Annotated in this window: 14 protein-coding genes; 10 read left to right on the forward strand and 4 right to left on the reverse strand. The window is 40.2% G+C overall.

What is annotated here, in order from left to right; translation table 11 throughout:
* Positions 1-26: 26 nt before the first annotated feature.
* Together AC1M9M_RS09645 and AC1M9M_RS09650 are read right to left on the reverse strand one after the other, a co-directional pair.
* Complete coding sequence (locus AC1M9M_RS09645) at positions 27-674, reverse strand: response regulator transcription factor (protein WP_180028356.1); 648 nt, start codon at positions 672-674, stop codon at positions 27-29.
* Positions 665-2152 (reverse strand): PAS domain S-box protein, encoded by a 1488-nt coding sequence (locus AC1M9M_RS09650; RefSeq protein ID WP_481596227.1) that lies wholly within the window; start codon positions 2150-2152, stop codon positions 665-667. The genes AC1M9M_RS09645 and AC1M9M_RS09650 overlap by 10 nt, the downstream gene beginning before the upstream one ends.
* A 392-nt stretch (positions 2153-2544) precedes the next feature.
* Between AC1M9M_RS09650 and AC1M9M_RS09655 the strand changes: the two genes are divergently transcribed.
* The 5 genes from AC1M9M_RS09655 (at position 2545) to AC1M9M_RS09675 (ending at position 5964) form a co-directional block, all read left to right on the forward strand.
* Positions 2545-3432 (forward strand): DMT family transporter, encoded by an 888-nt coding sequence (locus tag AC1M9M_RS09655; RefSeq protein ID WP_481593285.1) that lies wholly within the window; start codon positions 2545-2547, stop codon positions 3430-3432.
* Positions 3433-3602: 170 nt separating this feature from the next.
* Positions 3603-4088, forward strand: coding sequence for an urease accessory protein UreE (gene ureE, locus AC1M9M_RS09660; protein ID WP_481596228.1), 486 nt, complete (start codon positions 3603-3605; stop codon positions 4086-4088).
* Complete coding sequence (locus AC1M9M_RS09665; protein ID WP_481596229.1) at positions 4075-4740, forward strand: urease accessory protein UreF; 666 nt, start codon at positions 4075-4077, stop codon at positions 4738-4740. The genes ureE and AC1M9M_RS09665 overlap by 14 nt, the downstream gene beginning before the upstream one ends.
* Before the next feature lie 22 nt (positions 4741-4762).
* Complete coding sequence (gene ureG / locus AC1M9M_RS09670) at positions 4763-5377, forward strand: urease accessory protein UreG (RefSeq protein ID WP_035266791.1); 615 nt, start codon at positions 4763-4765, stop codon at positions 5375-5377.
* 17 nt (positions 5378-5394) lie between these two features.
* Positions 5395-5964 (forward strand): HupE/UreJ family protein, encoded by a 570-nt coding sequence (locus tag AC1M9M_RS09675; protein ID WP_481587606.1) that lies wholly within the window; start codon positions 5395-5397, stop codon positions 5962-5964.
* Positions 5965-6019: 55 nt separating this feature from the next.
* On the opposite strand, the gene AC1M9M_RS09680 is transcribed toward AC1M9M_RS09675, so the two are convergent.
* Positions 6020-7930 carry an ATP-binding cassette domain-containing protein gene (locus AC1M9M_RS09680; RefSeq protein WP_481596230.1) on the reverse strand — a complete coding sequence of 637 codons (1911 nt, stop codon included), beginning with the start codon at positions 7928-7930 and terminating at the stop codon, positions 6020-6022.
* Positions 7931-7964: 34 nt separating this feature from the next.
* Here AC1M9M_RS09680 and AC1M9M_RS09685 point away from each other — a divergent pair, with 34 nt between their 5' ends.
* From AC1M9M_RS09685 to topA, 4 genes are all read left to right on the forward strand, one after another.
* Entirely contained in the window at positions 7965-8210 is a 246-nt protein-coding gene (locus AC1M9M_RS09685; protein WP_035266784.1) for a SlyX family protein, read from the forward strand.
* Positions 8211-8322: 112 nt separating this feature from the next.
* On the forward strand, positions 8323-9333 hold the full coding sequence (locus tag AC1M9M_RS09690) for a hypothetical protein (protein ID WP_035266782.1): 1011 nt from the start codon (positions 8323-8325) through the stop codon (positions 9331-9333).
* Positions 9334-9536: 203 nt separating this feature from the next.
* Positions 9537-9986: an ammonium transporter gene (locus tag AC1M9M_RS09695; RefSeq protein ID WP_481587602.1), complete on the forward strand. Its 450-nt coding sequence runs from the start codon at positions 9537-9539 to the stop codon at positions 9984-9986.
* Positions 9987-10018: 32 nt separating this feature from the next.
* Positions 10019-12658, forward strand: coding sequence for a type I DNA topoisomerase (topA, locus tag AC1M9M_RS09700; protein WP_481587601.1), 2640 nt, complete (start codon positions 10019-10021; stop codon positions 12656-12658).
* A gap of 55 nt (positions 12659-12713) precedes the next feature.
* On the opposite strand, the gene AC1M9M_RS09705 is transcribed toward topA, so the two are convergent.
* The gene (locus AC1M9M_RS09705; protein ID WP_481596231.1) at positions 12714-13229 is read right to left on the reverse strand and encodes a hypothetical protein; all 516 of its coding nucleotides are present in this window, start codon (positions 13227-13229) and stop codon (positions 12714-12716) included.
* Positions 13230-13363: 134 nt separating this feature from the next.
* Here AC1M9M_RS09705 and AC1M9M_RS09710 point away from each other — a divergent pair, with 134 nt between their 5' ends.
* A complete protein-coding gene (locus AC1M9M_RS09710; RefSeq protein WP_481596232.1) occupies positions 13364-14506 on the forward strand; it encodes a glycerate kinase family protein in 1143 nt (380 codons plus the stop codon).
* The last annotated feature ends 59 nt before the right edge of the window (positions 14507-14565 follow it).

Here is a 14565-nt window from a genome sequence, read left to right on the forward strand (position 1 = left end):
TCATCTTTCTCCCGCTCAGGCGATGGTTAACCCATCGCCGGTACTGAGCGATCACGACACATCAAGACCATATTGACGATCTGTGCGATAGATTCAGTTCCTAACTTCTGACGAATATGAGTGCGGTGAATTTCTACTGTTTTATGGCTGATATTCAACATTTGTGCAATATGTTTACTCGAAAGTCCATCGACCAATAAATTGATAATCTCACTTTCTCTTGGTGATAAAGATTTCAATTTAATCATCTGTTCTTGACGTTTTTCTTGTTCGATAAAATCTTGTTCAGCAAGTTGTAGACAGGCTTGGATTTGATTAAGCATATGTTGTGGATTAAAAGGTTTTTCTAAAAAATCAAAGGCTCCAGCTTTCATCGCGTTGACCGACATTGGAATGTCGCCGTGGCCAGTCATGAAAATGATCGGCATACGGGTTTTTTGTTGGTTCAATTGTTGTTGTAATTGCAAGCCACTCATTCCTCGCATACGAATGTCAAGAATCAAACATGCAGGCGTTTGCGGGCGCTGATAATTCAGGAATTCAGTAGCACTATTGAATGTTTTGGTTTCGAGTTGCACGGAATCGAGCAACCATGTGAGTGAATTACAAATGTCTTGATCATCATCTATCACATACACAATGGGCTCGGGAACATGAGAATTGGTTAAATACATTTTGTACGCTCCTGTGCTGCCAGAGAGATATTAAAAATAGCGCCGGACTCACCTTCACAGACCCATAAATAACCATGATGGTTTTCAATGATGCTTCGAGACAGAGTTAAGCCAATACCCATGCTGTTGTTTTTACTTGAATAGAAGGATTCAAAAATTTGTTCTGGATTTTGCCCTTCGAGTCCAGGCCCATTATCTGCAATTGCAATTCGAGCATGTTGGTTATGTTGCCAAGTGCGGATATAAATGTCCCTTTCACCCTCAGGGTTAGTTTGTAGAGCATCGACCGCATTGAAGACGAGATTGATAATGACTTGGCTAAAGAGCGTTTCATCTGCTGATATAAAAATAGGCGAAACACTTAATTCATAATGGATGGTACATCCACCTTGATCTGCTTTAAGCTTAATCAAAGGATGTAACTCTTGAATAAGATGACTCACAGAATGAATCTGGAAATTCGCTTCGCCTTTACGTAAAAAGCTTCTCATGCTGTGAATAATGCCATTGACGCGATGTGTTTGATTTAAAGCAGCATTGAGGGCATCAAGAGTCTCTTGTGTGTTGGCTAAACCGTTTTGAATGCGAATAATACTACCTCCAACGTAATTGTTGAGTGCAGCCAGTGGTTGATTTAATTCGTGGGCGAGCGCTGTAGCCAGTTCGCCCATCGTTTTGCAACGTGACATATGACCAAGTTGCTTTTCACGAGCACGTGCTTTTTCTTCAGCCTCAATACGCTCAGTGATATCACGATAATTCACCAATACTCCCTGAATATCAGGGTGATCTAATAAGTTACGATAGGTTGCCTCGTGGTGTCGCCATTTTCCATTGTGGTGCAAGATTTTGTAATGAATCACACCAACTGCACGTTGTTCTGTTTTCTTAAATAGAAGCTGTCTGACTTTAATACGATCATCAGGATGAATTGCAGTTAACACATTCTTATTGAGTACAAAGCGATCCCGATAACCAAGAATACCTTGTAATGATGGGCTGGCATAAAGTAGTTTGCCTTGTAAGTCGAGAATAGCAATTCCATCTCCAGAATGCTCAAGCAGCATTTTGAAATATTGATCTTTAGACTGTAGAGCATATTGATACTTTTTGATTTCGCTGATGTTACGTACTAGAGCGAGAAGCTTTGGTTTATTTTCAATCTCAACTTTTTTAAGACATACTTCAACTGGGATATGACGTTGGTCTTGAGACTCTATTAACCATTCAAATGTGATTGCTTCGTCTTTTGTAGTGGCGGCCTGTTGAACTTTTCGGAGTGCATGATGCAAATCAAAACCATGTTGAAAAGCACTGATCTTTTCAACGTTCATTTGTGTCAATTCAGATTTACTATATCCAGTAAGTTCTACAGCGGCTTCATTGGCATCCATAAATTGGACACTGCCAATATCATGTACAAAAATTGCATCGCCCGCTTTATCAAAAATAGTTTGATAATAGTGTAAGCTGGTCATTGTAGGTCCTTACCTGAGATGGCTTCCGGCTATCGGGTATAGGGTGAAATATCGTCACTGATAAATCATTTTTTTTATAAGTAAATACTGCATTAAGGGGCAGCATCTTGCAATTAGACTTAGGGTCTAATTACATACTTTTAACATATAAAAATATTCATGTGAAAAATTTATCAGTGATCTCAATCTTATGCAATTTAGATACCATGTTACTTCAACTGATTTAGGTGACAGTTACACGAGGAATGTTAGCTCAAAAAATATCATCTTTTTATCTAACGAATAAAATCAAACTTTATGCTATCTACATACAATCCTTTTTTGATTAGTCATCACGCAGGATGAGGCATAGAATAAAACCCGTCAGTCCTACTCATTAAAGTGATATTTTTATGGCGTTCAGTTGGATCCTATTTACCCTCATGGCTGCTTTTATGCAGGCATGGCGCAATGCTTTTCAAAAACAACTGAGTACCACTGTCGATGTATGGGGCGTGACCCTTGCACGCTTTATCTTCGCCTTGCCTTTTGCATTGATTTATTTGAGTAGCCTTTATCACTTCTCACCTGTAACAGCGACTGTTCAATTTACGACAAAATATTGGGTTTATATTTTTATCGCAGGCATTAGCCAAATTTTAGCCACTGCATTGATGGTGCAGTTATTTAAACAAAAAAACTATGCCATTGGCGTGGGACTGGCTAAAAGTGAAGCGATCTTAGCTGCAATCATTGGCGTTGCTTTTCTCTCTGATCATTTGTCATGGTTGGCATGGTTTGGGGTGTTACTGGGTGGTTTTGCTGTGTTTCTGTTGAGTCGGGGACATGGTTTTACTGGATTTTCACCCAAAACACTGATGATTGGCATCGGGAGTGGTTTGTGTTTTGCTATCACTTCACTATTGGTTAGAGAGGCCAGTCTTGAACTAACAATGTTGCCAACAATTCATCGCGCTGCATGGGTATTACTGTCGGTGATTGGCTTTCAATGCTTGAGTATGCTTTTGTATCTGAGCTTATTCAGTCGTCAAACGCTGCTGGCGATGTGGCAACGTCTAGGACTGACCTTTAAAGTCAGTGTATGTAGTTTTATGGCATCACTGGGATGGTTTACCGCCATGAGCATGATGAGTGTACCAGTGGTGAAAACACTCGGTCAGATTGAGATTTTGTTTAGTTTGTTGATCTCCGCTTACTTCTTTAAAGAAAAGTTAGCGAAAGCCGAACATTGGGGATTAGCCTTAGTTGTAATTGCAGCAATCTTGGTGATCTGGGCTTAAATATTTTTAGAGATCATCAAATATTATTTAATAAGAAAGAAGGGGATGCACCAATAGATTTCATGTTGGCATGAATAATGCTTAATTTTGATGCGTAAATGGATTGATGTTGACAAGACATTTCGCGAGTTGAAATTAAAGCAAAGTATTCAAGCGACAATAGGAAAGGCATGAAAATCTATACTCAAAGAATAGAAGCAGTGACAGAAGATCAAGCTTTCGAAACTGTGCAACTCAACTTTGATACACGACAAAAGAGCCGTTTTCGTGCAACTTTAGCTTCAGGGGGCGATATTGGTGCAGATTTACCGCGTACAGGTATTCTTCGCGGAGGATCATTTATAGCAACTGAATCAGGTGACTTACTGCGGGTGGATGCATTGCCTGAACGCCTAATGTGTGTCCAAGCTTCATCTGAATTTGAGCTTTTGAAAGCAGCCTATCATTTAGGGAATCGTCATGTCCCTCTTATGCTCACTCCTCATGCATTATATTTTGAACCTGATCATGTCTTAGCAGAAATGGTCGAAGGATTGGGTTTAATGGTGACGGAAGTGGATCATCCATTTGAGCCAGAAAGTGGTGCTTATGCTCAGCATGGACATGATCATCGTCTCAGCCCAATCAAAGCGATTCATGCTCATGCGCATCACTAATGCAGCTCACTTACTCAAACTGTTAACTTTGTCCTCTACAGCTTTGCCTGTAGGCGCTTATTGCTATTCGCAAGGTGTTGAAAGTGCGATCGATCAAGGTTTGATCCATGATGAGCAATCCAGTATTGCGTACTTCGAAGAAGTTCTGGAAATGCTTTTGGTTCGTTTTGAGCTACCTGTATTGAAGCGTTTGATGCAGGCCCATGATGCTGAACAGCAGTTTAATCATTGGGCGCAGTTGTATCGAGCCAGTCGTGAAAGTCGTGAGTTATTGGCTGAATCGCAGCAGTTGGCATTTTCCTTGAACGCATGGATTAAAGATGTATTGAAAATGCCCGTTACGGTCAAAAAACAACTTGGATTTGTACCTGTATATGCTCAGTTATGTGGGCGATTGGATCTGAATATCGAAGATGTTTTAACGGCGTATACATTTACTGTTTTAGAAAACCAAGTACTTGGCGCAGTCAAAACTGTGCCGCTCGGTCAGATGAGTGGTCAACGAATTTTGTGGCATTTACATGGTTTAGTCCCAGATGCCATAACGCATGCAATGTGTATAGAAGATCATCAACTCAGCAGTGCCTTACCTCAATATGCCATGCTCAGCATGTCCCATGAAACACAATATTCGCGTTTATTTAGATCTTAAAAATTATCATAAGGAATCAATCATGTCAGAACGTTCTCCTTTACGTGTCGGAATTGGTGGACCAGTCGGATCTGGTAAAACAGCACTGACTTTAAATTTATGCCGTGCATTGCGTAATAAATACAATATGGCGGTGGTGACCAATGATATTTATACCAAAGAAGATTCCAACTTCTTAACTCGTCATGAAGCCATGTCACCCGATCGTATTGTGGGAGTGGAAACTGGCGGTTGCCCTCATACGGCTATTCGTGAAGATGCCTCAATCAATTTGGCAGCGATTGATGACTTATGTGAAAAGTTTGATGGTCTAGAGTTAATTATCATTGAAAGTGGTGGTGATAATTTGGCAGCAACGTTTAGCCCTGAACTGTCTGATCTGACGCTATATGTGATTGATGTTGCTGGTGGTGAAAAAATTCCACGTAAAGGCGGTCCAGGCATTACCAAGTCGGACTTACTGATTATCAATAAAACAGATTTGGCGCCAATGGTTGGAGCGAATTTGCAGGTGATGGACCAAGATGCCAAGCGTATGCGAGGAGATAAACCGTTCTTGTTTTCAAACATGAAAACTGAAGATGGTTTAAACGAGATTATCAGTTTTATTGAAAAACAAGGTTTATTCAAAGCTTAAACAAGAGGGCTTAAAGGATGAAACAATGCAATAAATTCGGTCTATTCATTCTGGCAAGTGTTCCGAGCCTTGTAATGGCACATCCAGGCCATCATCACCATGACGCTAATTTTTGGGCGGGCTTCATTCATCCGTTTACAGGATTGGATCATTTGATGATGGCACTCAGTTTCGGCGTATTGATGTGGAGCATGTCTAAAATTTGGAAGATGATTGGGGCATGGGGCTTGCTTACAGCGCTTGTTGCTGGATTCAGTTTAGGTGCGCATGGAATTATTCCTAATGGCGTTACAGAAATTGGAATTGTAGGTTCATTGTTCATCTTAGCTGTAAGTTTATGGACCAAATCGAACAGAATTTTCCCAATTGCAGCAGTGTTTCTATCAGTTTTTCATGGTTCAGCACACGGAGCTGAATTAGCGATGAATGGAAATGTTGGCATTCAGATTTTAGGCATGATTACTGCCATGGCAATGATTTATGCTCTTGGACTGGGTTTAGGGGCATTGATGGTGAAATTTGTTCCACAAGGTAAAAAGATTGTAGGTGCGCTAGCAGCATTGGTTGCAGTAATTGGTTTAGCGTGATCAATCTTGACAAAAAAAACTCCGCAAGCGCGGAGTTTTTTATTTACTAGGGTAATCAGCTACCATTCGCAAGACTTTCAAGCGCTTCCCAGCGTTCTAATTTCTCTAAAAGTAGCTCATCAATTTCAGTAAGTCGAATTGAAAGTTGAGTTGCTTTGTCACTATCTGACACAAATAAAGAACCATCTGCTAAAAGTGCATTAATCTCGGCTTGTTCCTTTTCCAAAGCTTCCATTTCAGCAGGAAGTTGTTCTAAAGCACGTTGATCTTTATAGCTTAGTTTTACTTTTTTAACCGCTGGTGCAGGGGTTGCCGCCGCTTCAGCTTTTGCAGCTGCTTTCTTCACCGCAGATTTCTGATCGACTACAGTTTGATCAGGACGTTGCATGAGGTAGTCTTGATAACCACCGACATATTCATCGATATTGCCTTTGCCATCGAATACCCAAGTTGAGGTCACGACATTGTCCATAAAGGCACGGTCATGCGAGATCAACAATAAAGTTCCTTTGTAATCACTGAGCATCTCTTCAAGCAGCTCAAGCGTCACCATATCCAAGTCATTGGTTGGCTCATCCATCACGATGAGGTTCGATGGTTTAAGCAGTAATTTCGCTAATAAAATGCGGTTACGTTCACCACCTGAAAGGGCTTTTACAGGTGTACGAGCACGCTCAGGGGAGAACAAGAAATCTTGTAAATAGCTATAGATATGACGACGTCCGCCATTGATATCGACAAAGTCTGACCCTTCGGCCACGTTGTCTTTTACCGATTTTTCAAGATCGAGCACGTTACGAAGCTGGTCAAAATAAGCCACTTCGAGTTGTGTCCCTGTTTTGACCGTACCTGAGTGTTCTTGTTGACCCAAAATTGCTTTGATTAGCGTGGTTTTACCGACACCGTTATCGCCCACGAGACCAATACGATCTCCACGCAGAACCAGTGCATTAAAATCTTTGATAATTGGAGTGTTGTCGCCAAATTGCACACTGAGGTTTTCAATTTCGAAGACCACTTTGCCTGAACGTTGAGCATCTTGGGTAGCCATGCTCACTTTGCCTTGCTGCGAACGGCGGGCTTTAGATTCTTCACGTAATGCTTTTAAGGCACGTACACGACCTTCGTTACGGGTACGACGTGCTTTAATGCCTTGACGAATCCAAACTTCTTCTTCTGCTAGCTTTTTATCGAACAGCGCATTTTGTTTTTCTTCAGCTTCCATCTGTGCAGCTTTGAGTTCGAGGTAACGTGAATAGTTCCCTTCATAACTGCGTAAGATGCCACGATCCAGTTCCACAATACGTGTAGCAATACTGTCTACAAATGAACGGTCATGCGAAATGAAGAGTAATGTTAAATTATTTTGATCGAGTAAGAATTTTTCTAACCACTCGATACTTTCAACATCTAAATGGTTCGTTGGTTCGTCGAGTAACAAAACATCAGGTTGGGTGAGTAGTGCGCGTGCAAGAAGCACACGACGTTTACGACCACCTGAAAGATCAGCTAAATCAGCATCAGGATCAAGTCCCATTTTACTGAGGATTGAATTCACTTTAGTTTCAAGTGCCCAACCATCTAATTGATCCATTTTATGTTGCAAGTTACCCATGCGATCGCAAGCTTCCATATCGCCGAGTACACAAGCTTCGCTTGCTTCGTGATAAGCTCTAAGAACAGAAGCTGCTTCACCTGCGCCATCTGCCACAATATCTGCAACACGACCCGAGTCCATTGGCACGTCTTGAGCCAGCATAGAAATGGTAATACCATTTTGCAGGGAAACTTCACCAGCGTCAGGCAATAAACTTCCATCAATGAGTTTAAGTAAAGTAGACTTACCCTCACCATTACGGCCAATCAAACACACTCGTTCGCCGCGCTCTAAACTAAAATTCGCGCCGTCGAGTAAGTACGGTCCACCAAATGCGAGTTGGACGTCCCTTAAGGTAATATAGGCCATAATGTTTCCTGAAATCCCCTGATGAGGACTTATAATGTCGAATCAAAAAAATCTAAATGAGCAGGCGTCATTTTCCGCACCCATAGAAGATTTGCAAGTCCGAATTGCATTTTTAGATGAATTAGTTGATCAGTTAAATATTCAAATTGCATTACAAAGCCGTGAAATCAGCGATTTAAAGAAACAAATGCAAATTTTGTATCAACGAGTTGAAGCTACTCATGCTGACGATGGTGTTGCTCCATTTGATCCAATTTTGGATAAACCGCCACATTATTAAGACGTGACATAAATACTGATTATTTATTAAGAAGTATGCGTAAATAGTTTGACCTTTGATATGAAGGTCGTTGTAATAGTCTTTTCACTTGCCGAATTCTGAATCTTATCCTATGAGCGCTAAAGTTGTCCTAATAGATCTTGAAAATAACATGCCGACTTCGACGTTATTTCGGGAGATTGTGCAACATTACACCACGACCTATCTATTTCATTCGAAAGGGAGTTTTCATTACAGTCTCACTGATTTGACTGAATTTGCGAGTTGGATTAGTAGTGGTCAAATTGTCATTTTAGAAATGCTTGAGGCAAAAGAAAAAGAATTTGAGTACGCTGTGATTGTGGGGCAAATCTTGGCATTGGTTGAGCATGGCGCAGAGATTGATGTGATTTCTGCACGAGACTGTAGCACCATGTTGGCTGACATGATGCGAGCTTCTGGCATTCAATGTAATTTGATACAGGTACAACCAGAGCAACCTGTGTCAAAACTCAAATACAACGTGCCTTCAGTTGAAACTATTCGTCAAAATCATGATTTATTTAAAGTAAAGCAGTATTGTGATGTTGTGGTTCGTATGGAAGGGAAGCCCAACACCTTAGCTAAGCTTAAAAACTCGATCGAGAATACGTTGCGCATAAATGACGAGCACAGCGCTAAATTGATTGGCATGCTGATTAATTTAAAGGTAGTTAAAAAAGAAGGTGAGCAAATTTCCTTTCGTAAAAAGGTATTAAAGCAGTGGGCTCAATTGGATATGAATGTTGATGAAGATGTAGTAGCAGACCACAAGCTTGGTCAGGTAGATGCGTTATTGGCGAAGCTACATATCGAAGCAAAAGACATTTTAGCTGAAATTGAAGAGTCACAAGACATTCAACATATTCAGAGTGATTTGTTTAAAAATTTTGAAAAAATAGATCCTGTCCAGCTGGAAGTCATCCAAAAATTGAATGCTTTAAAATCCGGAAAGCCTAAAGATATTTATGAACTGCGTGATTTATTAGAACAGCTATTTCCAAAATCTGATGTGCGATTATTGCTTAAGGAAATGATTGATAAGGGATATATTTATTGGAATGGTCATGAAGTACTTTATAGCCATGAGATGTTTTTGAACTAAAATATGCCTAGGAAAAAAGCGATGATTTTATCGCTTTTTTTTATTTCAGTTGCACTGTGCTTAGGTGGGTTATACCACATCGTGCCTTATTTGGTTCAGGTCTCAATACTGGTTTCATGCCGCTATAAATCGTATTTTTAATTTTCAACTTGCCTTTTATATTCGGCTTATGCAACTCTAATATAAGAAGCAAAAGGTGAACTATGGAAAATGCTGGACTTTGGATAACGATTCTTATCGTTGTGTTTGTGCTGGGCTCGATCTTCGGATTACGTGTAAATCCAAGAGAAAAAGCTTTGGGGATTATGCGTGAGAAAGCTCGAAAAATGGGATTACACCCACGTTTGATTGCTGCACCTTCATGGACCAATATTCCAATGGCATCAGAAAATCGTGCCAGTATGGTGGCGTATTACAGCGTTATCATTCCTGATGGTCGCCTACCTTTAATGCGCGCTTTGGTTGAAAATGAAAAACTCAATGTTGTTCACGGAAATGAGAAATTTAATGATTTCCCCATTGCATTAAAAGGGATTTATGCTATTGATATGCAGTCTAATTGCGTCGGTTTGTACTGGAATGAAGAAGAAGATCTTCACGCTACACAACTTGATGAAATGAAAGCACTTTTACATAAATTGGCTGAAATTTAATTTTTTTAATCTTATAGGAATAACGGTTCACTATGGCGAATGCTCCTAAGTCCACATCCAAAAGCGCTACAGCTCAATCGTCAGAAGCTGGAAAAAAACGTGCTTTAGTGATCGTCGAGTCGCCTGCTAAAGCGAAGACCATTAATAAATACTTAGGTTCAAACTACATTGTGAAATCATCTGTGGGTCATGTCCGTGACTTACCAACAGGTGCTTCAAAAAGTACGGAAAAGAAACCAGTAACACGTACCAAACAGACTGCTGAAGAGAAAGCTGAAAAAGCTCAACAGGCACTGATTAATCGTATGGGGGTAGACCCTGAGCACGGTTGGAAAGCACACTATGAAGTGCTTCCTGGTAAAGAAAATGTTGTTTCAGAACTGAAAAAGCTTGCTTCGCAGGTTGACGAGGTCTATCTCGCAACCGATTTGGACCGCGAAGGAGAAGCAATTGCTTGGCATTTAAAAGAAGTCATTGGTGGTGATGACTCTCGTTATAGACGTGTGGTTTTCAACGAAATTACTAAAAATGCCATTCAAGAAGCATTTAAACAGCCTGCTCGTTTAGACATTGATAAAGTCAATGCACAACAAGCACGCCGTTTCCTTGATCGTATTGTTGGCTTTATGATTTCACCACTATTGTGGGAGAAGATCGCACGTGGTTTATCTGCGGGTCGTGTACAGTCAGTTGCTGCGAAACTTGTGGTAGAGCGTGAGCGAGAAATTCGTGCTTTTATTCCTGAAGAATATTGGCAAGTTTTTGCAGATACCAAATCTAAAAAAGATGATATTCGTTTAGAAGCAGTCAAACAGTCAGGTAAGACATTAAAACTTCAAAACAAAGCACAAACAGATGCTTTATTGGATGTTTTAAAAGAAGCTGAATTTAAAGTTGCTGCCCGTGAAGATAAACCGACCAAAGTTAATCCGAGCGCACCCTATATCACATCGACCTTACAACAAGCAGCAAGTACTCGACTTGGTTTCTCTGTAAAGAAAACAATGACGATGGCACAGCGCTTGTATGAGGCAGGTTATATTACCTATATGCGTACCGACTCTACATTCTTGAGTGATGATGCGGTCAATATGGTACGTGGACATATCGAAACCGAGTATGGTGAAAAATATCTTCCTGCAAAGCCAAACCGTTTTGGAAATAAAGCAGGTGCGCAAGAAGCCCATGAAGCGATTCGTCCATCAAACGTCGCGTTGAAGGGTGATCAGCTTGCGGGCGTAGATCGCGATGCTCAGCGTCTATATGATCTGATTTGGCGTCAGTTTGTTGCATGTCAAATGACACCTGCTGAATATTTGTCTTCGACAATCTTGGTCGATGCAAACGGTGTAGAACTTAAAGCTAAAGGTCGTACTTTGGTATTTGATGGCTTTACGAAAGTACGTGGCCAGAACAAGTCGGATGATGATGTTTTACTGCCTGCTGTGAAAGTGGGTGAAGTTCTGCAACTTCAAAAGTTAGATCCTTCTCAACATTTCACTAAACCACCTGCACGTTTTACAGAAGCATCATTGGTGAAAGAGCTTGAGAAAAAAGGCATTGGTCGTCCTTCAACTTACGCAGCGATTATTTCAACGATCCAAGATCGTGGCTATGTGAAATTGGATAACCGTCGTCTCTATGCAGAGAAGATGGGTGAAATCGTTACAGATCGTTTGGACGAAAGTTTTAACAACTTGATGAATTATGCATTTACTGCAGATCTAGAAGGTCAACTGGATAAAGTTGCAGATGGTGAGCGTAATTGGAAAGAGTTATTAGATAGTTTCTATGGTGATTTTAAGAAACGTCTGACTACTGCACAGGGTGAAAATGGCATGCGCCGTAATCAGCCTGTTGAAGTTGATGCTGTGCATTGTAAAGAATGTGATCGTCCGATGCAGATTCGTACCGGTACCACAGGTGTATTCTTAGGTTGTTCTGGCTATAACTTACCACCGAAAGAACGTTGTAAAGGTACACTTAACTTAACGCCAGTAGAGTCCTTGGCCGCATTATCTGATGATGAGTCTGCAGAAACCGCAGATTTAATGTCGAAAAAACGTTGCCCAATTTGCGAAACAGCAATGGATAGCTATGTTATTGATGGTGGTCGTAAACTTCATATCTGTGGGAACAATCCAGACTGCGAAGGTTTTGAGCTTGAAGAAGGTGAGTTCAAAATTAAAGGGTACGATGGTCCAACAATTCCATGTGACAAATGCGATGGTGAGATGCAGTTAAAGACAGGGCGTTTTGGTCCTTATTTTGCCTGCACAAGCTGTGAAAATACACGTAAAGTATTGAAGAACGGTCAACCAGCACCTCCTCGTGTCGACCCGATTAAAATGGAACATTTGCGCTCAACGAAACACGACGACTTTTTCGTATTACGTGATGGAGCAGCAGGCTTATTCTTAGCAGCAAGTAAATTCCCTAAAGTACGTGAAACTCGTGCTCCTAAGGTTGCGGAATTGCGTACGGTTGCTCAACAGCTAGATCCAAAGTATCAGTTTATTCTGCAAGCGCCAGATACTGACCCTGATGGAAACCCAACTTTAGTGAAGTTTAGTCGTAAAAATCAAGCGCAATATATTGGTTCTGAAACGCCTGAAGGTAAACAAACGAAATGGTCTTTGATTTACCAAGATGGTAAATGGATTGAAGCTTAACGTTTAAATAACAGAAAATGCTGACTTAGGTCAGCATTTTTTTATGACATTAAATTTATTGTCTTACACATACTCTTGAGAGATTTTCTATTTCTGTATCAAATAGAATGAAATTCGCAATCATTTCTTTGTTATCGAGTTTTTTAATTAGTAATTTCACAGCATCAGGATCAGCTAAAGCTGATTTAAGGTTTAATTGCTCTTCAACTTGAGCATTGTCCATTTCAAATTTCAGTAATTTATTTTGATCAATTGTGAGTATATGTTCTTGTAAACTCCATTGAGCTTCAGATTGGGTATAAGCAATTGCTTTCTCGTTATCTTTAATAAAGGTCATTTGATTTTTTTCAAAATATTGACCATTTGGTTTGAACTCAGACACTATTTCGCTTTTCGCAGCATAACCCATGTAATCCATTTCTTCAGTACATTTCCATTTGGCTGAAAGTGCTGATAATTGAATATTTTCACTACTGTGTGAATTGGTTGCAGACGAGCTTGTAGCTTGATTACATACAAAAATGAATGTACACAGCACTAAAGTTTTTTTAAATATTTGATATTTTTGCATTGTTATACCGTTATTTTTTTTGGGGAGTTGTAAGTTTATTACAATATATATAAGGGTTCTATTTGAAAAATTGAAAATCTCAATGTAATAAATAAGTATCTGAATTAATTTAAATATGAGAATAGCAATAAAGTATGCAGCAAAGGATAGAAACTTTTATTTTGGCTCCCGACTCTTTCAAAGAAAGCATGCCTGCTGAGCAGGTATGCATGATTATGAAAAATGCAATCCATAAAGTCTTACCCGATGCACAATGTATTTTGAATCCAATGGCAGATGGTGGTGAAGGAACCATTGATGCATTGGTCATGGCAAAATCAGGATTAAAAATCGCGTGCGAAGTACAAGGTCCATTCGCTGATCAGCGTGTCATGACTCATTTTGGATTAATTGATCAGGGACAAACAGCAGTCATTGAAATGGCGAAAGCCAATGGCATTCATCTCATACCACCTCATTTAAGAAACCCTTTGTTCACTAATACTGTAGGAACAGGGCAACTGATTGCCGCAGCTCTCGAATTCGGTGTGAAAAAGATTATCATCGGATTAGGTGGGAGTGTGACCAATGATGGTGGTGCTGGTATGGCGCATGCTTTGGGCGTGAAATTTATTAATCAATATCATGAAGCATTTGAGCCAACAGGTAGAAACTTAAACCAAATCGATTCCATTGATGTGTCACAACTCGACCCAAGATTGACTAAAACAGAAATTGTTATCGCTTCAGATGTAAACAATCCATTATGTGGTCCACTTGGCGCATCGTATATTTTTGGTCCGCAAAAAGGGGCTACACCTGAAATGGTGCAAGTATTAGACCTTAACTTATCGCACTTTGCAGGGGTGGTAGAGCAGCAGCTTTTAGTCGATTTACGTCATCGATCTGGTGCTGGTGCAGCAGGTGGTTTGGGATTTGGTTTGATGGCATTTACAGGCGCAGATATTCGATCGGGTGCTGAATTAATCATTGAGGAAACTCAATTGGCTGAAAAAATTGCGCAAGCTGATTATGTATTTACGGGTGAAGGGAAAATTGATACTCAGACTCAATTTGGTAAAACCCCATTTGCCGTTGCTCAAGTCGCATATCGGCACAACAAGCCTGTGTTTGCATTCGCTGGTAGAGTTGGTGAAGGGGTGGAACCATTGTACGAACAAGGGTTTCATCACATCTGTAGTATTAATCCACTGGATCAAAGTTTGTCAGAATCCTTGAAAAATGCAGTTCAGAATTTAGATTTAACGGTACAAAATATCGTAAGGCAGTATATCTAATTCTCTATGTAAGTGGGCTTTGAGGTTTAAAACTGAAGCGTGTTTGTATTTTCTAAATC

It is taken from the genome of Acinetobacter sp. ANC_7503, from assembly GCF_056780035.1.

Coding starts and splice junctions, on each gene's coding strand:
- AC1M9M_RS09645 (WP_180028356.1), bottom strand. CDS start 674: ATGTATTTAACCAATTCTCATGTTCCCGAGCCCATTGTGTATGTGATA.
- AC1M9M_RS09650 (WP_481596227.1), bottom strand. CDS start 2,152: ATGACCAGCTTACACTATTATCAAACTATTTTTGATAAAGCGGGCGAT.
- AC1M9M_RS09655 (WP_481593285.1), top strand. CDS start 2,545: ATGGCGTTCAGTTGGATCCTATTTACCCTCATGGCTGCTTTTATGCAG.
- ureE (WP_481596228.1), top strand. CDS start 3,603: ATGAAAATCTATACTCAAAGAATAGAAGCAGTGACAGAAGATCAAGCT.
- AC1M9M_RS09665 (WP_481596229.1), top strand. CDS start 4,075: ATGCGCATCACTAATGCAGCTCACTTACTCAAACTGTTAACTTTGTCC.
- ureG (WP_035266791.1), top strand. CDS start 4,763: ATGTCAGAACGTTCTCCTTTACGTGTCGGAATTGGTGGACCAGTCGGA.
- AC1M9M_RS09675 (WP_481587606.1), top strand. CDS start 5,395: ATGAAACAATGCAATAAATTCGGTCTATTCATTCTGGCAAGTGTTCCG.
- AC1M9M_RS09680 (WP_481596230.1), bottom strand. CDS start 7,930: ATGGCCTATATTACCTTAAGGGACGTCCAACTCGCATTTGGTGGACCG.
- AC1M9M_RS09685 (WP_035266784.1), top strand. CDS start 7,965: ATGTCGAATCAAAAAAATCTAAATGAGCAGGCGTCATTTTCCGCACCC.
- AC1M9M_RS09690 (WP_035266782.1), top strand. CDS start 8,323: ATGAGCGCTAAAGTTGTCCTAATAGATCTTGAAAATAACATGCCGACT.
- AC1M9M_RS09695 (WP_481587602.1), top strand. CDS start 9,537: ATGGAAAATGCTGGACTTTGGATAACGATTCTTATCGTTGTGTTTGTG.
- topA (WP_481587601.1), top strand. CDS start 10,019: ATGGCGAATGCTCCTAAGTCCACATCCAAAAGCGCTACAGCTCAATCG.
- AC1M9M_RS09705 (WP_481596231.1), bottom strand. CDS start 13,229: ATGCAAAAATATCAAATATTTAAAAAAACTTTAGTGCTGTGTACATTC.
- AC1M9M_RS09710 (WP_481596232.1), top strand. CDS start 13,364: ATGCAGCAAAGGATAGAAACTTTTATTTTGGCTCCCGACTCTTTCAAA.